The 21,781-nt window shown below is 36.2% G+C and carries 13 protein-coding genes and 2 pseudogenes; 8 read left to right on the top strand and 7 right to left on the bottom strand.

Annotated elements, in window-relative coordinates:
• The first annotated feature begins 85 nt into the window (after nucleotides 1-85).
• Complete coding sequence (locus tag SAGCYANO_RS18550) at nucleotides 86-637, top strand: DUF2854 domain-containing protein (RefSeq protein WP_202221417.1); 552 nt, start codon at nucleotides 86-88, stop codon at nucleotides 635-637.
• A 1,435-nt stretch (nucleotides 638-2,072) separates the two neighbouring features.
• Here the strand turns inward: SAGCYANO_RS18550 and SAGCYANO_RS18545 are convergent.
• A complete protein-coding gene (locus tag SAGCYANO_RS18545) occupies nucleotides 2,073-2,330 on the bottom strand; it encodes a chlororespiratory reduction protein 7 (RefSeq protein ID WP_202221416.1) in 258 nt (85 codons plus the stop codon).
• A 341-nt stretch (nucleotides 2,331-2,671) separates the two neighbouring features.
• On the opposite strand from SAGCYANO_RS18545, the pseudogene sir reads away from it, so the two are divergent.
• From sir to SAGCYANO_RS18535, 3 genes and pseudogenes are all read left to right on the top strand, one after another.
• A pseudogene (sir, locus tag SAGCYANO_RS18540) lies at nucleotides 2,672-4,456 on the top strand (sulfite reductase, ferredoxin dependent); the annotation flags it as partial.
• Between the two features lie 2,498 nt (nucleotides 4,457-6,954).
• Nucleotides 6,955-7,149, top strand: a complete 195-nt coding sequence (locus SAGCYANO_RS49340; RefSeq protein WP_307785924.1) for an RNA methyltransferase PUA domain-containing protein — start codon at nucleotides 6,955-6,957, stop codon at nucleotides 7,147-7,149.
• Nucleotides 7,146-7,712 carry an RsmE family RNA methyltransferase gene (locus SAGCYANO_RS18535; protein ID WP_307785926.1) on the top strand — a complete coding sequence of 189 codons (567 nt, stop codon included), beginning with the start codon at nucleotides 7,146-7,148 and terminating at the stop codon, nucleotides 7,710-7,712. Before SAGCYANO_RS49340 ends, SAGCYANO_RS18535 begins: the two co-directional genes overlap by 4 nt.
• Nucleotides 7,713-9,481: 1,769 nt before the next feature.
• Here the strand turns inward: SAGCYANO_RS18535 and SAGCYANO_RS44915 are convergent.
• The gene (locus tag SAGCYANO_RS44915; protein WP_237396323.1) at nucleotides 9,482-10,540 is read right to left on the bottom strand and encodes a transposase; all 1,059 of its coding nucleotides are present in this window, start codon (nucleotides 10,538-10,540) and stop codon (nucleotides 9,482-9,484) included.
• A gap of 996 nt (nucleotides 10,541-11,536) precedes the next feature.
• Between SAGCYANO_RS44915 and SAGCYANO_RS18525 the strand changes: the two genes are divergently transcribed.
• A complete protein-coding gene (locus SAGCYANO_RS18525) occupies nucleotides 11,537-12,646 on the top strand; it encodes a lipopolysaccharide assembly protein LapB (protein WP_202221415.1) in 1,110 nt (369 codons plus the stop codon).
• A gap of 1,002 nt (nucleotides 12,647-13,648) precedes the next feature.
• On the opposite strand, the gene SAGCYANO_RS18515 is transcribed toward SAGCYANO_RS18525, so the two are convergent.
• Complete coding sequence (locus SAGCYANO_RS18515; RefSeq protein WP_202221413.1) at nucleotides 13,649-14,098, bottom strand: hypothetical protein; 450 nt, start codon at nucleotides 14,096-14,098, stop codon at nucleotides 13,649-13,651.
• Nucleotides 14,099-15,090: 992 nt separating this feature from the next.
• Nucleotides 15,091-16,049: pseudogene (locus SAGCYANO_RS50455) on the bottom strand (IS1 family transposase).
• Between the two features lie 312 nt (nucleotides 16,050-16,361).
• Here SAGCYANO_RS50455 and SAGCYANO_RS18505 point away from each other — a divergent pair.
• A complete protein-coding gene (locus tag SAGCYANO_RS18505) occupies nucleotides 16,362-16,991 on the top strand; it encodes a triacylglycerol lipase (protein ID WP_202221412.1) in 630 nt (209 codons plus the stop codon).
• A gap of 250 nt (nucleotides 16,992-17,241) precedes the next feature.
• Here the strand turns inward: SAGCYANO_RS18505 and SAGCYANO_RS18500 are convergent, their stop codons facing one another.
• The 3 genes from SAGCYANO_RS18500 to SAGCYANO_RS18490 all read right to left on the bottom strand — a co-directional run bounded on the left by SAGCYANO_RS18500 (nucleotide 17,242) and on the right by SAGCYANO_RS18490 (nucleotide 19,061).
• Nucleotides 17,242-17,499 (bottom strand): hypothetical protein, encoded by a 258-nt coding sequence (locus SAGCYANO_RS18500; RefSeq protein ID WP_202221411.1) that lies wholly within the window; start codon nucleotides 17,497-17,499, stop codon nucleotides 17,242-17,244.
• Between the two features lie 449 nt (nucleotides 17,500-17,948).
• The gene (locus SAGCYANO_RS18495) at nucleotides 17,949-18,326 is read right to left on the bottom strand and encodes a glyoxalase superfamily protein (protein WP_202221410.1); all 378 of its coding nucleotides are present in this window, start codon (nucleotides 18,324-18,326) and stop codon (nucleotides 17,949-17,951) included.
• Nucleotides 18,327-18,623: 297 nt separating this feature from the next.
• Nucleotides 18,624-19,061, bottom strand: a complete 438-nt coding sequence (locus SAGCYANO_RS18490; RefSeq protein WP_202221409.1) for a VOC family protein — start codon at nucleotides 19,059-19,061, stop codon at nucleotides 18,624-18,626.
• Between the two features lie 488 nt (nucleotides 19,062-19,549).
• On the opposite strand from SAGCYANO_RS18490, the gene SAGCYANO_RS18485 reads away from it, so the two are divergent.
• Together SAGCYANO_RS18485 and SAGCYANO_RS18480 are read left to right on the top strand one after the other, a co-directional pair.
• Nucleotides 19,550-20,347: a TIGR00297 family protein gene (locus SAGCYANO_RS18485; protein WP_202221408.1), complete on the top strand. Its 798-nt coding sequence runs from the start codon at nucleotides 19,550-19,552 to the stop codon at nucleotides 20,345-20,347.
• Between the two features lie 350 nt (nucleotides 20,348-20,697).
• A complete protein-coding gene (locus tag SAGCYANO_RS18480; RefSeq protein ID WP_202221407.1) occupies nucleotides 20,698-21,462 on the top strand; it encodes a peptidylprolyl isomerase in 765 nt (254 codons plus the stop codon).
• Nucleotides 21,463-21,781 lie beyond the last annotated feature (319 nt).

Raw genomic sequence — 21,781 nt, 5'->3', positions numbered from 1 at the left:
GATATATTGACGAATACTAAATTTATAGTTACAGAGCATAAAACAAGCAACTGACTATCTATAAATATTATATATTTTTAAAGATATGCTAGGTAAAACTTCATTAGCAACAGTAGGATTAATTGTAGGTGGAATTATTTCTGTGATTGGAACAGTAGCTTACTTTACCGATCATCCCACACTTAATTTAGCAGGATTCTTTTACGGAATCCCCCTGCTTCTGGGAGGACTTGCTCTCAAAGCAGCTGAACTTGAACCAGTAAATTTTACACAACCAACTACCGAAGAGATTCTAACTTTGAGAGAAAAACAAGCTACTCCCATTCAAAATCAACTACGCAAAGATGTGACTCGGTATAGATATGGCCAAAAAGTACACTTGGAAGAATCTCTCAATCTCTTAGGTTTAAGTCCCACAGATGAGGAAACACCAATACTTAAGGGATTAAGGGAAATAGATATTAATGATAATTATGCCTTAGTACTGGAATTTTCTTCTCCATCAATTCCTTTAGATACTTGGCTTCAGAAACAAGATAAACTATCAAGCTTTTTTGGACCAAATATCAAAGCAGAGGTAAATCAACCTACAGAAGGAAAGATTGATTTAGCTCTGATAACAACTCCAGAAGTATAAAATCATCAAATCTACGAACTTTAAATCAAAAATAAATTAATCTTTGATAGAAAATCGTTCAATTGATATTTTTAGAAGATATTAACTTTATTTTCTTGTGTAGAAGTATTGTCAAAAAGTAATCTTTTAGTTAGATAGTTGCATCGGCAAGTTGAAGAAAAAAATATTCTTTTTAAAGACCGTCAAATGTAGCAAAATTAATAAATTTGCATAAAGCTGAAAAACAAAGACCTGCTTTTGAATTAATTAACAGTGAATATTGGTTTTCCTGGGTCGTAACTACATTAATAGCTTTATAATAGGTTAGTTAAACAGTTATTAGGCAAAAGTTACAGTAGATTTCAGACTATAGAAATCTTATTTGATTTGTGAGATATTGTAGATTTTAGGGAATAGGGAATAGGGAAAACCGGAGCTGGGAATGAGAAACACTGAAGCAATATAAATTATCACAAATAATTTAGGGTTGCTATAAATAATATGGTACAACTGACGGGGTAAATATTTTGTGCTGGTTCACTACCCTAATTCCCATCTTTCCTACTCCCTACTACTCCCTAAAAGTATCAACATAATTACCTCTTGAAGAAGACAGAAGGCACTTATGCAGAAGGGAAAATTGCCGATCAATTCAAACCCCAAGCAATTTTAAGCACCACCATTGACGATGGGTTATTAAACCCGAAAAAGACAAGATAACTTCGGAAGCTGCTGTATCAGTTATCAGTAAATGGTTTGGGGTTGAAACTTTACCTCCTAAATTTGAGCTAAAAGAATTCATATCCTTATACCCGTATCCTTATACCCGATACTCCTTATCCTAATCCACCTCAAATATTTAATATTAAATCCATTAATTAGCCAAAAAAATGGTCTATTGGAGTGGGAAACTGATAACTAAGATAACTAATTAGGGGTTGCCGATCTAATCTCAAAGCACTGCTAAATATAAATAAAGGTTTTAGCCTTTTTAGAATCGAAAAAACTGTGCCTGTTTCAATTCACTTACCCTCAAAAAGTGAGTATGCGTGGGGTGAGGGGGCATAAAAATCTCTCGAACAATTATTCCTCCTACTTTCTCTGTCTTCCCACACTTCCCACACTCCCCACTTCCCCCACACTTTGCTTTATTCAGCAAACCCTAATTAAATAGTGGGAGTCAATTACCGAATAATTAAGGTTTAAAGCCTCTCCTTTTAAGGAGAAACAAGAAAAAATTTTCCTTTGATTCAATCCTCTTCCTTTTAGGGAGAGGTAATTATCAATTATCCATTATCAATTATCAATTATTGAAGAAGCCGTTAAAAACATTAATCTATAACTGATAACCGATAGAACTCTGTTGCGCTAAACGAAAGAAAAGATGTTATTGAAAAAATTCCCTTAGCTGAGGGTAGATATATGATAATTGAATAAAAATCTTAATGGTACAAACTTACTTTTCCAAACGCACCACATACCATTGTATAAAATTACCATTGCTTAATTCATATTCACAATAGGTATCTCTCAGTTGTTGAGCTTGAGCATCTAGAGAAGATAACTTTTGTAAATCTCTAGGTACATTATGTTGTTGTTGAGCTAAAATAGAGCGCAATTTTTCTAATAGTTCTAAACCCGTCATAAACTGCTCGGGTTTATTTGATTCTAAGACGACGTAGTTTTCTTCTTGGTACATAAGTGAATTAGGCATTTTGAGAACAAAAATAGTTGAACGTGACTAATACGGAAAATTCTATAATCAAGAAAAATCAAACACTGTATATTTTCAAGGGGAAAAAAATATCAGTAAAAAGACAAATCATTATAAGGTTGACAAAATACGGATACATGAGGGTATAATAAAGAACTAATGAGTTACTTGTAAATTAATGGTAAATTATTATAAATGCTAAGAATCAAAGGATTAGTAAAAATAAACATAAAGTGAATTATCAATAAATAAAATCAAGCAAAGTATATTCCTAATTATGAGATTAAAGCAATATTCAATACAGTAACTCTACTCAAATAGTAGCTATTAGCAACTTTAAAATGATAACTACACCTCAAAATTTAGCACACAAAGAGCAAAAACCTTCTAAGCTAGAAGGTATAAAAGAAAATAGTAACTTCTTGCGGGAACCCCTAGCAACTCAACTGCTCGAAGATACAACCCACTTTAGTGAAGAAGCTGTTCAAATACTCAAATTTCACGGTTCTTACCAACAAGATAACCGAGATAACAGAGTGAAAGGGCAAGAAAAAGATTATCAAATGATGCTTCGCACTAGAAACCCAGGTGGCTTTATTCCGCCACAACTTTTTCTGACCTTAAATCGTTTATCGAATGAATATGGTAATGATACACTTCGTGTAACAACCAGACAAGGTTTTCAGTTGCATGGCATCTTAAAGAAAAATCTGAAAACTGTTATATCCTCCATCATAAAAAGTATGGGCTCGACCCTAGGAGCTTGTGGGGATCTAAATAGAAATGTAATGTCTCCTCCAGCTCCATATAAAAATAGTCGCGAATATCAATATGCGAAAGACTATGCGAATAGAATAGCAGATTTATTAACACCACAGACAGGTGCATATTATGAAATTTGGCTAGACGGGGAAAAAGTAATTAGTGCAGAAGAAAATCCTGAAGTAAAAGCTGCTAGACAACTTAATAGTAACGGCACAACATTTACTAATAGTGAAGAACCTATTTACGGTACTCACTATATGCCAAGAAAATTTAAGTGTGCTGTAACAGTACCAGGAGATAACTCCGTAGACCTATACACTCAAGATGTTAGCCTAGTCGTAATTACCAATGAAGCAGGAGAATTAGAAGGGTTTAATGTTTTAGCAGGAGGTGGTCTAGGTAGAACTCATCGAAAAGAAGAAACATTCCCTTGTTTGGCCCAAGAGATTGGATATGTGGCCAAGGAAGATATTTATGAATTAATCAAGGCCATAGTAGCCACTCAGAGAGATTATGGCGATCGCAGCAACCGTCGCCATGCCAGAATGAAATACTTACTCCATGACTGGGGACTAGAAAAATTTAAGGCCAAGCTAGAAGAATACTTTGGTAAATCCATTGCCCCCTTTAAACCTTTACCAGAATGGAAATATTTAGACTTTCTGGGATGGCACGAACAAGGAGATGGCAAGCTCTTTTTAGGAATTTCTGTAGAAAATGGCCGTGTAAAAAATGAAGATTCATTTCAGCTAAAAACAGCACTGCGGAAAATTGTTGAGTTGTTTCAACTACCAATGCTGTTAACACCGAATCACAACATAATTCTCTATGAAATTCAACCACAGCAGCAACAAGCAATAGAACAAATTCTGGCTCAACATGGTGTCAGGAAAGAAAAAGATATTGACCCCTTAGTGCGCTATAGCATGGCCTGTCCGGCTTTGCCAACTTGTGGACTAGCAATTGTAGAATCAGAAAGGGCCTTACCTGGTATACTGGGACAAATTCGGTTATTGTTGGACAAGGTGGGACTAGAACAGGAGCATCCTGTGATTAGAATGACAGGATGTCCCAACGGTTGTGCTAGACCCTATATGGCCGAATTAGGATTTGTCGGTAGTGCTCCTGATGCTTATCAGATTTGGTTAGGGGGTTCACCCAATCAAACACGACTGGCAAAAACTTATGTTGACAAATTACATATCAACGATCTGGAAGCTGAGTTGGAATCGATATTTATCTATTTCAAACAACAGCGCCAACCAGATGAGAGTTTCGGCGATTTCTGCAATCGTGTCGGCATTGAAGCCATCCGTCAGTTCGTAACTAACTATCAATCTAGTTTCTCAATGAATACAGATATTAACAATTCAACGTTGACCTCAATCAACTCTGAAAACAATAATCCAGCAGTTACTAATGTTACTGAGACAACTCCAGAAAATAAACCTGAAGAAAAAGAGGTAACTACAAATCAAGAAAATGATCGGGAAATGAATCTGATTAATACTCCGGTAAATACTCCGGTAAATTATCCCGTTAATCCTGAGAGTACTCCGTCGGTAACTACATCAACAGCAAGTGAAACTCAGCCAGTAAACACTTCTGTCTCTGGCGAAGTGGCAAATACTACTACAACACCACTTCCTCCTGTGGGTCAAGAAGCTAGTCAACCAACCCCTTCTAATCTTTCTCCAGAAGTTGCTCAACCAACCCCTTCTAGTTTTGGTCAAGAGGTTAGTCAACCAACCCCTTCTAATTTTTCTCCAGAAGTTGGTCAACCAACCCCTTCTAGTTTTGGTCAAGAGGTTAGTCAACCAACCCCTTCTAATTTTTCTCCAGAAGTTGGTCAACCACCCTCTTCTAGTTTTGGTCAAGAGGTTAGTCAACCAACCCCTTCTAATTTTTCTCCAGAAGCTGGTCAACCACCCTCTTCTAGTTTTGGTCAAGAGGTTAGTCAACCAACCCCTTCTAATTTTTCTCCAGAAGCTGGTCAACCAAACCCTTCTAATCTTTCTCCAGAAGCTGGTCAACCAACTCTTCCAGAAAAGCCAAAAGATACGAGTAAAATGCGACATCGGGTTAGCGTTAGAGATGAAATCTATACCAAGCTAAAAGAAGAGTCAAAACGTCAGGGTAAACCAGTAGTTCAATTGGCAACTGAAGCAATTGCAGAATACCTGGAGAAAATCAGGAATAGCGAAAGTTCACCTACTGCTGATGAAACTAATTTTAAGCAAGAATAGTGGATAGATTTTTCACCGGAAAAGTGGGCCTGAAGTCTCCCCCTGAAAGGGGGACTTTTGCTAAGATTTCTGTAGCATACTTTCTGCTACAGTCTTTAAATTAGTGCCGGGGGACACGCCTCCTCCCGATAGGCTGCGAATTGCGGAAACTTTAAACAGATATGGAGGGAAGTGTAACCCACCCCCATCCCCTCCTGGGAGGGGAGCAAGAGGGGTGGGAGCAGTACCCAGCGTCAACCCGCTGAGGAACTAAGGTTCGGTAGCTATTCCTGTGCCTTTAGGTCGGGGAGGATATCAATACAATAATATTGAAAGGTTGTGGGAGATAAGGGGTAGTAATTGTCCTCTAATTTTGAGTTAGAGGCAGATAAAAAACCCCTCCCACCAGATAGTTTTTCGGGGTTGCATAGTGACGAATGATTTGAGATTGTTGATGAACAGGATTTTAGATTTTATAATTACTATAATGATTAATATTAGGTTTTTTTAGTCAAAGTCTAAACTAATTTTTGGCAATATTGTTCAATAATTTGCAACCTCAGTTTTTCAGTATTTCTAGGTTAGAAATATGATGTGGTAGTGAATCTAAAATTTCAATTTCAAAGAACTGTAATAAATTTACTACCCAGTGAAATAACTCGATTGTTAGAACTCTCCAAAAATACCGATTTTGGTACAGTAGGATGAGGGTTTCATAATCTTTTCTGGAGATGTTTATTGGCATTGTCTGTTTAATAATTGATAATTGATAATGGATAATTGATAATGACCTCTCCCTAAAAGGAAGAGGATTGAATCAAAGGAAAATTTTTCTTGTTTCTCCTTAAAAGGAGAGGCTTTAAACCTTAAATATTCGGTAACGAACTCAGCTTCTGAAAATTTACTTGATAAATCAACTTAGATTAATAATAGATATCTGGTTTAAACTAAGTTTTTGCTGAAGTATTATATCAAGTCCGGATAAGAGCGCGATAAAAAAACCGATCTTCTTGCATAGAGTAAATCTCATTATTATCCCTACTTCCTTATCGATCAATATTCAACCGGACGTGATATGACAAGGGTTTAAGATTAACAATCGCCAGAAGTCTATTAGACATCTCTAACGATCGAGAATAAAATTAATTAGGGTTTGCGCTTCACTAGTCTTATGGGTAAGGGTAGGAGACAGGAGACAGGAGAAATGGGAATTATAGAGGAGGTAGGAGGAAGAATAATCAAGGGATTATTCTGCGCAACTATGAGCCTAAAATGCTAATTTTTTGAACCATTACGACCATTAAGCTTGGACTTTTTTTAACTAAAAAATGCGCTCAACCTTTATATGTCAATGCTTTTAGATTTAATCAGCAAACCCTAATTATTAGACATCTCCAATAATAAAAATAAAATTAATTATCCCACAAAAATTATCAATTATTTCCCTCCTGGGAGGGGTTAGGGTGGGTTCCCTACTCCCTACTCCCTACTCCCTACTCCCTCTTTTGGAAGAGATGTCTATTGTACATAAATCATTAATTATTTCCCCCTACTCCCTACTCCCTACTCCCTCTTTTGGAAGAGATGTCTAATGTAAGAATAACCAAGTTTGAACGATTAAATTTTTTTCTAATATGGCTAATTTGCAAAGATTAGCGATCGCCCCCCACCAAATTGAGCAACAGAAAGTACATCTAAATCCTGAACAACAACATTACTTAAGTCGAGTGTTGCGACTAGGGGAAGGAGACCAACTTATTGTAATGGATGGTAAAGGTAATTCTTGGTTAGCGAAACTTGAAGCAGAAACCTCTAAAAAAGTACAATAAATGTAATTTTAGAGAAAGAAATTTTTATTCAAAATGAACTACCAATAGAACTGATTCTAATTTCTGCCTTGCCCAAAGGAAATAATTTTGATGAAATTGTTCGGCAAAGTACAGAATTAGGAGTTACTAATATTTTGCCAGTTATAAGTTCTAGAACTTTACTAAGACCTAGTCCGCAAAAGTTGCAAAGGTGGCAAAAAATTGCCCGTGAAGCTGCTGAACAATCAGAGCGTCAAGTAGTTCCAATAATCAGAGAAACTATGGAATATTCGGCAGCTTTATCATTATTTGATGGTCAAACTTTATCTAATTCTTACAAATATATATGTGTCGCTCGTAATAACTATTCTTCTTTACTGGAAAATTTATTGGATAATCAACTACCAGAATCAATAGTAATAATGATAGGTCCGGAAGGAGGTTGGACTAATGTGGAAATAGAAGCAGCGATCGCTACAGGTTTTCAAGCAGTTTCTCTAGGTAAACGTATCCTTAGAGCAGTTACAGCTCCTTTAGTTGCATTGTCTCTAGTTGCTGCTGTATTGGAGAAAAGAAAAGTATAGAAGCCATTTGGAATATGAGCCAGCGGTATGTACTTTTAGCTACTGAAGTCAGGAAGACTGGCTCAGAAGTCAGGAAATTCAGGACTGAAAATAGAGGAAAAAGCGAATGCGACCCTGTGACAACGACAGCTCCCTTGCGCAACGCTGACCAGGAAAGGGAACGCGCACCAGCAGGTAGAAAAATGTGTAGTCCTCCTCCCATGGTATACAAAAACAAGGGATGCCTGGCATGGGAGCAAGATGCTCCCACTACGCGATAAAACTACGTTTTGCTGACGCATAGCTCCGCTAAACCCTGGCGCGATAAACTCCGTTCCGCTACCCGATAAAACTACGTTACACTAGCGCGATAGAACTCCGTTCCGCTACGCGATAACTACGTTTAGCTGCGCTATCGCACTTCTACTTACTAATTCTCTTGTTCATTTTAGTAAGCCCCTAAGCAGAGCTAGCCACTTAACTCAAAAATACACGAAATTTTCTTCACAAGCAACCATCCTGTAATTCTTATGTATCAATACTTTGAATAAATGGCCAATAAAAGCCTGATCGCACTCAAATTACCCCCATTTTTCGCCCTAAAAAGCTCATTTGAACTTTTTTGGAAAAATTGAGTTTAAATTCCAAATGTATTTAGTAATATTCTATAACTTTAATTTATGAGTTATTTTTTTACCAATTCAGGACTTACGCAAAGGCACTATATATAGTGTGTTAGTATGTGAAGCTACCGCTAACAAACCCTACTAATAGCGTTTATGCTTCATTAATTAATAATTGATAATGGATAATTGATAATTACCTCTGGTTAAAACCGAGAGGATTGAAGATAAGGAAATATCCTAGCACTTTTTTTCCCTTTAAAAGGGGAGGCTTTAAACCAGAATTAGGTAGTGCGTCAAGGAAGTGTGGGGAGGGTGGGGAGTGTGGAAAGTGTGGGAAGTGTGGTCTGGGTAGGGAGACAGAGAAAGAAAGTAGGAGAAATAATTGTAGGATGTATCTTTAATTGTGCTTGTCTGCCAGCCGTCCTAACTTTTTGGTCCAAGAAGCTTAACAACTCGCACTTTTTTCGCTCCAAAAATGCGCTCAACCTTTATATATCAGTGCTTTGAGATTACATTGGGCTGCCCTACTTACTTATCCCACACATTATGCGCTCTGCACAACCCAGAATTATTTAATTATTAATTATTAATAATTCGGTAAGGACTGCAATTATTAAACCTTAAAAAGCTTATACCAATTTGATAAATGTTTGCTACAAATAGTTAGGCTATTTCTGAGGAGTCAGGAGTCAGGAGTCAGGAGTCGTATGGGAATAACTTCAATACCAGTTTTGAGCTAGTAAATTCTATTTTTTGTCAAAGGAAGACCTGCTTTCAATAATTGATAATTGATAATGGATAATTGATAATTACCTCTCCCTAAAAGGAAGAGGATTGAGTAAAAGGAAAAAATTTATTCTCTTGGTCGATTGGATATGGCGCAGGTTTCGGAGCCATCCCTCGACCGCTTTTTTCCCCTTGAAAGGGGAGGCTTTAAACCTGAACTATTTAATTATTTAATTATTTAATTATTAATTCTTCGGTAAAGTATTTTTCTCATGCTTATTATTCGTAACATTCTTTTTTCATGCATGGTATTACAGATAAAGCTTTTCAGAAGAAAAAACAGGAAGTATATTTTCTATAGATGTTTAATTTTGACATTCTAGGGACTAAAGTCGCGTGGATTCTTAAGGCGAATAAATTTGACGGACTTTCCTCACGTCAAATTTTACCCTTAATAGCATAGCCAAAGATGCCTAAGCGTCTGTCCGGGGTAAACCCATTCAGGTTACTTTTGATTCTAATATTTGCAGCACCATTACAGTCAGCATTTATCAATTTTCCTTGCTTAGTTTTATACAAACCGCGCTTAATTCGTTTGCTACTAAAACTATATTCACTTGGGTTATCGGCATTGTAAAGAGGTATCCGATCGCCGTCTAAAAAACTAGCTTTAGAGGTATAAGATTCTTCTTGTTCTATATAGGTTAATCCATATCTATCACACATAGTTTTTAGCTTCAACCTGAGACTATGGTGTGGTATTTGTACAAACTTTTGGTACCCACCCTCTTGCTCCCCTCCCTGGAGGGGATGGGGGTGGGTGATATTTTTTTTCATCCCTGGATTAACACCGACAACAATAGTATATATTTGGTTTTCACTACACCAGTTGATTAAATATCTAGCTGCTTTATTCAGATAATCTCTAACTTTATTGTTCTGATTTACCGTAATGCTAATTTGCTTTTTCGTATTACCTTTGATGCTTTGTCTATCTTTTATGGACTGTAATCTCGAATTTTCCTTGTTGTACCACTGGTTGATTGATTTCAGTTTTCTACCGTCTAAAATAAATGATGACCCAATATTTGATACACAAGTTGCTAGATTGTTTAGACCAAGGTCTATTGCTAAAGCATTGTCAGATTTTACTTTTGGTTGTGGTTGTTCTTCTGTAATAAATTCCACTGCCTCCTGTGGAGGAGCTACGCTTTTAAAAAACCTAGCATCATATCTAGGAATTATTCTAACTTCCTTCAGGTTTTTACCTACTAATCTTTCTGGAAATGTGATTTTAACTGCACCATATTCAGTCTTAAATTTTCTTGACATTGGGATATTAAAATACCCATTTATTACCTTAATTCGAGGTATGATTAAAGGAAAATATCCTTCTTTTTTGAGGTATCTAGGTATTCGTATTTGTTCCCAACGATATAGACTTTCCTGAGCTTTTTGGATTAAGTTGAAAAATGACTTAAAAGACCTATCTACCACTTTTAAAGTTTGCTGTGCAATATCAGTTTGAAGTAGTTGGTAGTTTGCCTCTTACAGAGGAGCTTTCCTACGGAATGCTACGCAAACGCTTTCGTTATCTTTGCAGTAATGGTAGTTTGATTCATATCTCAGGTATCTGTATCTGCCTTCAGAAAAATAGAACTGTCGTACAGCAATATTGCCCTACGTTGTACATATTTTTAGATAATTTGCACAATTGCTTTAAGGCTTTAAACTCCTGGCTAGACAGGTTTCTAATTTTGTTCTTTTGGGTAAGATACATAATTATTTTTCGCTGTATCATAGATATGATAGCGAAAACTCCTAGAGATGTGAACGTGACTACGGGTTAAAACCCGTCGCGTCGTTTCCATCCACCGCTTAAAAGACGGTGGTTTAGGACTTACCGAAATTTTACCGAATAATTAAGTAATTAAGGTTTAAAGCCTCTCCTTTTAAGGAGAAACAAGCGGTCGAGGGATGGCGAGGTCTCGGAGCCATATCCAATCGACCAAGAGAGAAAAAATTTTCCTTTGATTAAATCCTCTTCCTTTTAGGGAGAGGTCATTATCAATTATCCATTATCAATTATCAATTATTGAAGATGACTATTTTCTATGTCAGAATAGCAATGATAGTATAGCGATTTCCACATTGGTCAAGTACAAAATTTGTTGGTTTTTAGGGAGTAGTAATCCGGGAAACAGGGGATAGAAAATAAGAAAAATAACTGTATCTCATGCTTTTTGAGAAACACTATATCTTGATTAAAAAGGCAAAGTAGAAAGCAGAAATATTAGAATAGATTTGGAAAAAGTACCTTTTGATAACCAGGTAAAGAGAATTCTGTATTTTCTTGTCTCCTTATTGCAGAGGTACTGATAACTATTAGCGTAGCTCCGACCACAGGAGACTAACTGATAACTGATAACTGAAATGAACTGTTATTGTCTTTTTCCGAGATATTTTCTGGCAGCTTAAATAGGACTATTATATATGAAAGAAATAAAAGAAGTTGCTACTTTACTAGAACAAAAAAACTATCAACAGGCAGGCAAATTACTAAAAAAATTACAAAAAGAACATCCTCAAAATTTGTGGGTGCAACTTTATATTGGGCGGTGGTATGAAGAAATAAATAAATTAGAATCAGCAGAAAAATTCTATAGAAAATTGCTGAAAGATGCAACAAATCCACAAGTAGTTGCCCAAGCACGTCAAGGTTTACAAAGAATAGAAACCATAGAGAAAAAACGCCAGCAACAAGCGATCGCCACTGCTAAATCTGACCCTAAAAATACCGAACCAGGATTACTTATTATTGAAGCTATTAGTAAAGAAAATAAACAGGAAGCTGCTAAAAATCTAGCTAGAATTATGAAAATTGACCCCTATACAGCGAGAATGCAATTACAAAGTAGAGGTTGGCGAATTTATCGTCTTGGAGCTATTGGGGAACTAAAAATTTATGGTGAAGAAATGCTCAAAGCAGGCATTCCTGTATTTTGGGCAAAAATATCAGATATTGAGAAGATAAATATATTTAGAGTTCAATATTTTCAATCTATTTCTTCTTCTGAAGCAAGTATTGTTTGTCTAAATGAACAAGATAAAATGGGGAGTTTAAATTTTCAGTGGTCAGAAATAGTAGATAAAGTTGAGGGATTATTGCCTATTTTTATGAATGCTATGGATTACGACCCTAGGCGACGTTCCGAAAAAATTCGTCATAAACAAATGACTCAAGATTATGCCAATATATTAGATTTACATCTTCCTAATCGCCGTAGTATTATTAGATTTTGTGACCAAAATTATCAATATCAAAAAGGAATTACTCATGTTATATCCGATCCGAAACAATCTCCATCTGAATTACAAACTACTAATAGAACTAAATGGAATGAGTTAGTAAATACTATAGAGCAAAAACTAGGTAATATCAAAACTTGGTCTGATTTTACTCCTTTTGGAGAAGTCGCAAGTCGAGATTACACTCAATTATTAAGTCGTCTCAAATATCACATTGATATATCCCGTAAAATAGAAACAATGTGGGACCCAGCTTTTCATCTATATAGTACATTAGTATTCTTAAAAAATTAGGGGCTTAACATAGCCAATATGCAAAGTTAAAAGCTAATTTTTTACCCCTTTATTTTTAACCTACATTCCGCACTTCAAGAGCGTAATATTAAAAGTAGTATATAAATTCGTAGCTTGGTAGGTATTTATACTATGCAAATCATCTCAATTACTTTTTTCGTCGATCAAATTCCGAGTAAAAAATTTACGCATAAATACTTGCTTGATTTGTTACTAAATTACAGTAGCTATGGTTTTCTCCCAAATTCTGTCTCCTGACTCGGTCCTCCTGACTCCTTCTTGGGTTGCTACATTTTGTGGTGCGGAATGTGGGTTTTAATATCATGTCCGCTTAATCAGCAATATAACTCAGTTGTGCTTAAACGTTAACGCAGTTTTGCCCAAGCAAACAAAAAACTTTCTTCATCCTTCTCCTACTGATATATTCTTTTTTCCACTATTTATCCCTTCTGAGTTCTCCCTAATTAAGGTTTGCTGATTAAATCTAAAAGTCAGGATAGCTTACGGTAATGGAGCTTTTTATATTCAGTTTATCTCCTATGTTATTGGCTAGTTTTGCCTCAAAACACTGAAATTTTCTGCTGAAATTCAAGAAAATTCCTTCACATAAAATGGCCGAAACCGTTGCCTGTTCTCCCACAAATCGACCCGTCTCCGCGTCTGGTGCATCCCCGTGTCCTACTCCCACCAAGCAATTTTTTCACCCGTACCCTAATTATTTAGGACTTACCGATCAAAATCTAAAAGCACTCTTTTGATAAAAGTTTTAGCCTTTTTAGGTCGAAAAAAGTGCTTGGTTTTCAGTTGAGTTAGCTTAAAAAATTAGCATAAAAGGCAGAATAGTAGCAGAAAAATCACTCTTACAAATATATCCAACTATCTCCTAATTAATTTCTCGTTTCTCCTAACTACTTTCTACTCCCCTACTCCTTAAAAAGACTTTTTCAGCAAACCCTATTTATTACTGTTCATCCGGACATGATATAAGTTCTCGATCTAATACTATCTTGGCAGATTTAAATCCTTAGCCATACCACGAAACATACCCATGCTAGGACCAGGACGACGACGTTTTGCTGTAGGCTTTGGCATTAAAAAGTTAGGAGCAAATAATACTAACTCTTCTGGTTCCTGGGAAACTTTAATATTAGTTACAGGAGGTTGTGGCGTTGCCACTGCAGGAGTGCCATTTTCAGCTTCAGCTTTTTTAGCAATTTTTTTAGCCTCAGAAAGTTTGGCTTTAGCAATTTTTGGAGTTTCAGGACTAGCAGGTTTAGTTTCTTTTTTTGTAGTAGGTTCTGGTGCTGCTACACTTGCTTGAGTAGATTCTTGCTTGGGTTCATTAGTGTCCTTAGCATCGTCAAATTCTAATAAATAATTAGACTTCTTTCCTAGCAGATTTCCCAGGACACCAAATACCCCAGCGAACAATCCTCCAATAAAAGCTAACATTATTTTTATCTCCTAAATGATTTTCAATGATTTTCTGTAAACAATTTTACAGTTAAATTTTTGATTATGTTTAAATTAAAAGCTAGCGTAAATTTTGTCTATATTTATTTATAAAACTTTACATTAACTAGAATAGGTTAATCGTAAAATTCGCAATTGGAGAAAATCAGAAGCAAAAAAATTTGTAATTGTTTACAAAAACGTGCAGTTGAAAGCCAAGAGGCTTTAGCCCTTGGATGAAAACAAGTTGTGGGAATTTATTCCCAAGTATCCCAAAATGTGGGATAATAGCAATGAATATGAGTAGGAACAAGGTTTGTCCCATAGACTCAATGCTAGTAGGGTGAAACTCCCGCCAGTAAGAAACTAGTAGCACTGTTCTACCAAGACGCTTGGCACAGGCAAGTAGGCAGCAGAGATAGGGATTTATGGCTCACTCCTTGAGCAAAACCACTCTGAAAATAAAACTAAAAAAGTAAAGGCAATGTATGTGGCATTTTTGTCAGCAGATCTGAGTCTGTAGGTGGTATATGAGCTACCACCACTGGGAAGATTAAGTCCAGTGACAGCTAGTAGGTGTGACGAACCGTGTTTTTAAACCGATTTGGAACAACTCCTTAGAATCACCCGTACTTCAGTCGGGTGAGAAGTCAAAAACATCTCATAATTAGGGAATAGGGAATAGGGAATAGGGAACACCGGAGCTGGGAATAGGGAATAGCGAATAGGGAATAGCGAGTGTAAAAGGTTTTTTCCTGCGGAATCCGTCAGGAAACAGGATTGAAAAATGTCTTAACCAATTCTTGTAGTGCTATAGCAGTCGAAGGAAAGGTTATATCATGTCCGGTTGAACAGTGATAAATAAATAACTACGGAGTCCTCAGGAGTCAACCCACCCCTAACCCTCCCAACCCACTCCTAACCCTCCCTGGAGGGGAGGGGAAGTCAGGAGTCAGGAAGAAAGAGGGAAGAAAGAAGAAGAAGGTAGTGCATCAGTAAAGTGTGGGATAAGTAATTAGGTCGTTCCAACTCCAAGGAGCGATACAGAGTAACGCAACGCTCCGCGAACGCCAACTCAGCTGTTTGTGCAGCAGTATTTTCTTTGCGAGTATGAACCCAAATCCAATTGAAATAGGCGATACAGAGTAACGCCACGCTCCGCGAACGCTAACCTCACTGTTATCTCTGTCTGTGCCCAGACTTTACCAAATTTATTCTGGGGTGCGATGCCACCTACCTATGTGCTGTCTGACAATCCCGTTAGGAAAGCTCTAACTGCTGTGTCTGGTCTTTGCCAATAATGTGCTTTACTTCTGGAGGGAGAATTTGCTCTAACCCACCCCAATCATCAGTATGCCACTGCCAGTCAGTTGGTTTTCCCTTCTGTGTTGGCAATTAATTCTGTAATGAACTGGTCAGTGTGTTTGCCGACACGAGTGGCCAAAATCAATCCACGTTCTGGATGCTTGAGTCATCCCAATCCAACAATCACATAAGTGTCCATTCATTCATCCGACAATGTTTTTGTGTCTTGAGTGCGTCTTACATTCTGGGGAGACCCCAGAATTACGCACTCGCTTTTTTTGGACGAATGACCAAAATTCGTCACTACTGATTTGTGAGGTTTCTATGTTTTGTACATAGGCATTATGAATCATTTGCCCTTTTTGAGAAGCTGCTAGATACCAAACTAACTACTGTATTATAAGCTAGGTTCACTGTGCGACTAATTCCTCTCAAGCTACTGCCCTCAACATGAGCCTGTAGAACCATGGGCATTTTTTCTGGTTCAATTTGCCGACGATAGTATAGAGTGTCAAAAGTTGAGCGTGTTTGCGCAGCATTCCGCAGGAAAAGTTTGTCCACATTCGGGACAATAGTATCGTTGAGTTCCAATGCTTGTTTTTCCGTGCTTATGGGGTTTGTGATGACCACACAGAGGACATTCCATAATTATTTCCACAATTTAGGGACTATATTTATCTGATCATTCCCACACTTTCGCACAGGCACTACCAAGAAGAACTGGAGTTGAAGGAGAAAGTTTTTTATAACTAATTATCCGGACATGATATTAGGACAGATCAAAAGCTTAAAACTCAGACAACACAATATTTTTCCTCCTTCCTTCCTCCTTCTTCCTTCTTCTTTCTTCCTTCTTCCTTCTGCTATACCAGTAAAAAGATTGTCCTACTCAACATCAAGAAGAGCGATCGCTACACTCTAAAATTTAGAATGAAGATAAGCACAATAAATCAGGAATATGAACCGTTTAAATAAACCTAATCCGGTATTACTAATCCACGGAATTTTTGACACTATTAGAATATTTGATCGAATGTCTCGATACCTCAAAAACTTAGGTTGGGATGTCTATTCTCTGAACTTAGTTCCTAATTACGGTATTTTAGGGTTAGATAAACTAGCTAAACAAGTCGATGATTATATAAACAAAACATTTCCTCCTAATCAAACCTTAGATTTAATAGGTTTTAGTATGGGAGGAATAGTCAGTCGTTACTATGTTCAAAGATTAGGAGGTATAGAAAGAGTAGAACGTTTTATTACCATTTCTTCTCCACACAACGGCACATTAACAGCTTACGCTTTAAATTTAGCAGCACCCAAGCAGATGCGTCCGAAAAGTGATTTTCTGGAAGATTTAAACCAGGATATTGCTTTATTAGAACAGATAAATTTCACCTCTATTTGGACTCCTTATGATGCGATGATTTTGCCTGCTAGAAGTTCTCAAGTACCAGTGGGGAGAGACATCAAAATAAATGTTTTACTTCATGCTTGGATGGTGTCAGATGAAAAAGTTTTCAAAGTAATTGCTGAGGAATTAAAAGCAGAATATAAGTCAAGAAAAATCAATAATTTTATCGGTTGATTTGAGCGAGTACGCTATATTACTTGTTGAAGTAAGTGTTTAGAATTTAATAAATTTTGTTCTTTATTCTGACTATTTTTGCAAATTTTCCAAAGTAGTCTTGCTTTTGATAAATTTATAATAAACTGCAAAAATTCAACCCAATTATTTAACAAGGGAATTAGGTTAGAAAAACCTATATTCCCTACTGCTAGTTATGACAATTGATTGAAAATATTTCCTCAAACCAAAAGTAGAAAAAAAATCTTGGTTATTGAGACTGTTTTTCCCATTCCTTAAGCACTTCTTCCATATCTATCTCAGCACCAAATTTTTCCTTTAATTCTTCTAAGATTTTGTTTTTATCCTGTTCCCAAATATCGGCAGCATAATTAGCTTCCATAAAGTCTTGCCAAGCATTAGTTTCTGCCAAGGATTTAACTATCTTGCAGAAGGTTCCTTCTGGAGGCATTGCACTCAAAATACCTATTAGTAAAGATACAAATTCTTCAGTTTTTATGCTTTTCATGTTCATCTGCTTTCCTGTAAAGATAATTAACAAATTTAGAATAACACTTTGCACCCTATAATTACAAGGTAAGCATTCAGCTATCAGCATTCAACTATCAGCAATTATTAATGAATAATTACTTCTAAGGTTTTGTCCTCGGACGCATGGCAGTAACTTTTTATCATTTTTCAATTTCAAAGGTTGCTTTTACGCAGACCCAAAATTAATAGCTGAAGTCCGCAGTTCCGACCTAGGAGGCTAGCTAATAGCTGACCCCTGTTTGCGCAGCATTCTGGAGGAAATACTTACGTTCATAAACCCAAAACTTACCTGGTTTTCTATCTGCCTTCTGCCTTTTTCAATTAAGTTGATTAGTTAGAATTTTTATCCATTTGTCTACTATGAATTTTTTCCATTTTTTCAGAACTATAAACAATGTACAGTAATTGCCTAAATTAACAAAAATATTATTTATCGGTTGATTCATTAAACATTATTTTATTGCCAAATGGATCGATGACAATCATTAATCTAGCGCCCCAGGAAGCATCTTCTATTTGAGGGTTCATAAAGGGATAATCACGACAAGAAATTTCTTGATAGTAATTGTCTATTCCATTCATCCAAATAAATACTGATGACCCTGGACAACAATCACCGTGATTCTCTGTAAGATGTATTGAAAAATCTGCTTTTGAGACTTCCATATATACTGGACCTGCTTCATCGGAGCGATATTCCCACTTGAGTTCAAAACCTAGAAATTTTAGGTAAAATTCTTTAGCTTTATCAACATCAAAAATTCTAAACTGAGGGATGACATGATTGAAAGTTATTTTTGTCATTTAGGATTCTCCAGACAATTAACTATAGCAGGGAACAGGGAACAGGGAACAAGGAACAGGGAACAGTGGGAAAAATATTTCCCTGTCTAAACATCAAAAATCATATATGAATTAAAGCTTTTTTAGGCAAAGCTTTCATAACAATAAAAATATCAGTAAAAACTACTTATACCAATTTGAAAAAATAATTTGTTTGAATAATAAGTAAGCATTTCCTGCGGAATGATGCACAAACAGCTGAATGCTTACAATAAGTCTATTTTTGAGACCTTTCCCATGTCTAACAAGCAGACTAATTTAAACTTCTACAACATCGCCAACTTTTTGATGTTCATTGCAGCCAAAAATTGCTTCTGAATGACAATAATATTTGAACTCTAGCAAATTATGAAATGGGTCTTCTAAGAAAAAAGTACGATGTTCCAAAGGAGAATTTGTAAACCTCCGTTTAGGTTGTTGATAAAATTTCAAATTATTTTTTTCGGCACGTTCTAATAAAGCTTCCCAGTCACTTTCTAGAGTAAAAACTAAACCAAAATGTCTGGGATAAATTCCTTTTTGCGGTTCTAAAGTGTCTTTAGCAACATGAGCAACTATTTGATTACCGTAAAGATTTAAAATGACAGAATTTGGAGATTCTCGACCAATTTCACAACCCAAACCATCAGCATAAAATTTTTTTGTTTGAGCAATATCATTAACGGGAAAAGCTAAGTGAAAAAGAACTTGATTCATGGTTAATTCCTAGTAATAGACAAATATATTTTTGACTAAAAACATCTGATAAAATTTAAACAAAAAGGAAGAAGAAGCATTCCGTTATGGATTTGAGTTTCTTCAAGAAGTTGGGGATGTTTTACCGAATAATTAAGCTTGAAAGCCTGTCATTTAGTCATTTAAAGGATCAAAAAGAAAAAAAAATCCTTAATCGTCAATCCTCTTCTTTTCCAGGAGAGGTAATTATTAATTATTAATTGTTGACCCTTACCCTTTTTCCATACTCTTCTTCCTTTCTTGAAGTTAAAATTGCAACAGATGTTTCTAATGAGTAGATAGTATAGTAATCAGAAATCAGTTGTGAGAATTTGGCTGTTTCTTGAAAGGATAGAATATAGCAGTTATCATATTTATCTGATACGTTTTTTCTTCTTCTCTGTTCCCTTTTCCCTGTTCCCTGTTCCCTAAAAGTTTCCAATATCTCATAACTTAAATCATATTGCTATATGTTTTCTGCAATTAATTCTATAAATCCCTGGTTAATAGCTATCAGCTTAAATACTATCTTACTCAGTCTCGTTTATTTTGCCCCTAAAAAATTGTTAACCCCAGCAGGAATACTTCATGCTTGGATATTAGGAGTAATAATTTGGGGTAGTTTGGGTTGGCCTGGATATCTAGTGGTGGCCTTTTATTTTTTAGTAGGGTCTGGTGTTACTCGCATTGGAATGGCCCAAAAACAGGCAGCCGGAATTGCAGAAAAGCGAGAAGGAGCTAGAGGGCCAGAAAATGTTTGGGGTTCAGCTCTGACTGCTGCTATCTGTGCTGTGGGAGTTTGGGTAATTGGTCTGTTATACCCGAATAATCCTCCCATAGAAAATTTACCATTTTTACTAATATTGGGTTATGTGGCTAGTTTTAGCACTAAGCTTTCTGATACTTGTGCTAGTGAGGTAGGAAAAGCTTACGGTAAGCGGACCTTTTTAATTACAACTCTACAACCAGTGCCACGAGGTACTGAGGGTGCTGTGAGTTTAGAGGGGACTTTAGCTGGTATTGTAGCTTCCGTGGCGATCGCTCTGGTTGGTTGGTCTGTAGGTTTAATTAACTTGACAGGAATAGCTTTTTGTGTATTAGCAGCCTTTATTGCTACTAATTTAGAAAGTGTGATTGGGGCAACTATACAGTCTCAGTTTGAATGGTTAACCAATGAAATAGTAAATATTATCAATACTTTAATCGGGGCGATCGCTGCAATTTTATTAGCGATAGTTTGGTACTATGCTCTAACTTTGGTAGTTTAGCTAAAAATTTATTATCTTTTGATTTTGGGTTTAATACCAATTCCCATGCATTAATGCTTTTCTTGCCAGAAACTTCAGTTATCAGGTAATTAACACAGGTTTAATAACTTATTTCCTAATTATTAGCCAGTTAATGCTAGTTATTCTGATGTTTGTTTCTCCCCTACTCCCCCACTCCCCTACTCCCTACTCCCCTACTCCCCCACTCCCCCACTCCCCGCTCCCCCGCTCTTCCTTCTTCCTTCTTCGAGAAAATTGAGTAAAGATTTAGTAAAGGCAGATTCAAAAAATGATCGGTTGAGATAGACTAAAACCTGGAGCAAAATTAGCTAAAGAAAGGAATATTAAAAATGGAATCTAAACCACTATTAACTATAGGTGAAGAACAATTATCTTGGGGACAAGGTTTAAGATATTTACAAGCATCTGGGAAATTACAGTCTTTTGTCACAGAAATTGTACGTCAATATGTGATAGATAAAGAAATGCAATCTAGGGAAGATATTAATGTAAGTCCAGCAGTTATTCAACAGGCTATGATTGATTTTAGATTGCAAAGAAAGCTGGAAGACCAACAAAAGTTTCAAGAATGGTTACAACAAAATAGAATTAACTATAATGCTTTAGAGTCACAGATAGAAAATTCTTTTAAACTAAAGCGATTAAAAGACTCAGTTACTGCAGAAAAAATAGAAGCATATTTTAATGAACGGAAAGCAGGTCTAGATTATGTAATTTTATCTAGAATTGTGGTGGAAGATAAAGAATTAGCAGATGCTTTGCGTCGAAAAATTGTGGAAGAAGGCAGCAGGTTTGAAGATTTAGCTAAGGAATATTCAGTGACAAATGATAAAAATTTTAATGGCATTATGGGTGCTGTTAGTTTAAGTAGTTTGCCAGAAGATTTGAGAAATAGTATTAATTCAGCTAATCCTGGCGATCTTTTAGGACCATTTCAGACTAATAAGTTTTGGAGTTTATTTAGGTTAGAGCAGTTACAAGGTGCTTCTTTAGATAATCCTGAAATTAGGAAAAAATTAGACGGTGAATTATTTGAGCGTTGGGTATCAGAGAAACTTCAAGATAGTAAAATTACTCTTCATGTTAATGATTAAATTAACCTAAGCATTTCCTGCGGACTGCTACGCAAACAGCGGTCAGCTATCAGCTATCAGCTATCAGCTATTGTTTTTAGTTTTAGATAAAAGCTTTACTAACTGAGTCAGAATTAAATCTTACTACAAAAACCAGCTTTAAAGTCTATATTCATTTAAACTCCTTCCTTTTGTTGAGAGCTGACAGCTAATAGCTGTTTGTGCAGCATTCCGCAGGAAATGCTTACAAATTAGCAGTATAAAGAGTGGGGAGTTTTATTGAGGGAAGAGTAGGGAAGTTATAGAACCCCTGAGTGGATCTATTTAAAAATATAGGGAG

Source organism: Okeania sp. KiyG1 (assembly GCF_014132355.1).
In the GTDB taxonomy this organism is placed as follows: Bacteria; Cyanobacteriota; Cyanobacteriia; order Cyanobacteriales; family Microcoleaceae; genus Okeania.
The sequence above is the reverse complement of the archived record's forward strand: the minus strand, read 5'-3'. Positions and strand labels throughout refer to the sequence as shown.

Excerpts from the sequence above, each read along its gene's own strand:
- SAGCYANO_RS18515 (WP_202221413.1), bottom strand. The coding sequence starts at position 14,098 with ATGTTAGCTTTTATTGGAGGATTGTTCGCTGGGGTATTTGGTGTCCTG.
- SAGCYANO_RS18480 (WP_202221407.1), top strand. The coding sequence starts at position 20,698 with ATGGAATCTAAACCACTATTAACTATAGGTGAAGAACAATTATCTTGG.
- SAGCYANO_RS18525 (WP_202221415.1), top strand. The coding sequence starts at position 11,537 with ATGAAAGAAATAAAAGAAGTTGCTACTTTACTAGAACAAAAAAACTAT.
- SAGCYANO_RS18485 (WP_202221408.1), top strand. The coding sequence starts at position 19,550 with ATGTTTTCTGCAATTAATTCTATAAATCCCTGGTTAATAGCTATCAGC.
- SAGCYANO_RS49340 (WP_307785924.1), top strand. The coding sequence starts at position 6,955 with ATGGCTAATTTGCAAAGATTAGCGATCGCCCCCCACCAAATTGAGCAA.
- SAGCYANO_RS18505 (WP_202221412.1), top strand. The coding sequence starts at position 16,362 with ATGAACCGTTTAAATAAACCTAATCCGGTATTACTAATCCACGGAATT.
- SAGCYANO_RS18545 (WP_202221416.1), bottom strand. The coding sequence starts at position 2,330 with ATGCCTAATTCACTTATGTACCAAGAAGAAAACTACGTCGTCTTAGAA.
- SAGCYANO_RS18500 (WP_202221411.1), bottom strand. The coding sequence starts at position 17,499 with ATGAAAAGCATAAAAACTGAAGAATTTGTATCTTTACTAATAGGTATT.
- SAGCYANO_RS18550 (WP_202221417.1), top strand. The coding sequence starts at position 86 with ATGCTAGGTAAAACTTCATTAGCAACAGTAGGATTAATTGTAGGTGGA.
- SAGCYANO_RS18495 (WP_202221410.1), bottom strand. The coding sequence starts at position 18,326 with ATGACAAAAATAACTTTCAATCATGTCATCCCTCAGTTTAGAATTTTT.
- SAGCYANO_RS18490 (WP_202221409.1), bottom strand. The coding sequence starts at position 19,061 with ATGAATCAAGTTCTTTTTCACTTAGCTTTTCCCGTTAATGATATTGCT.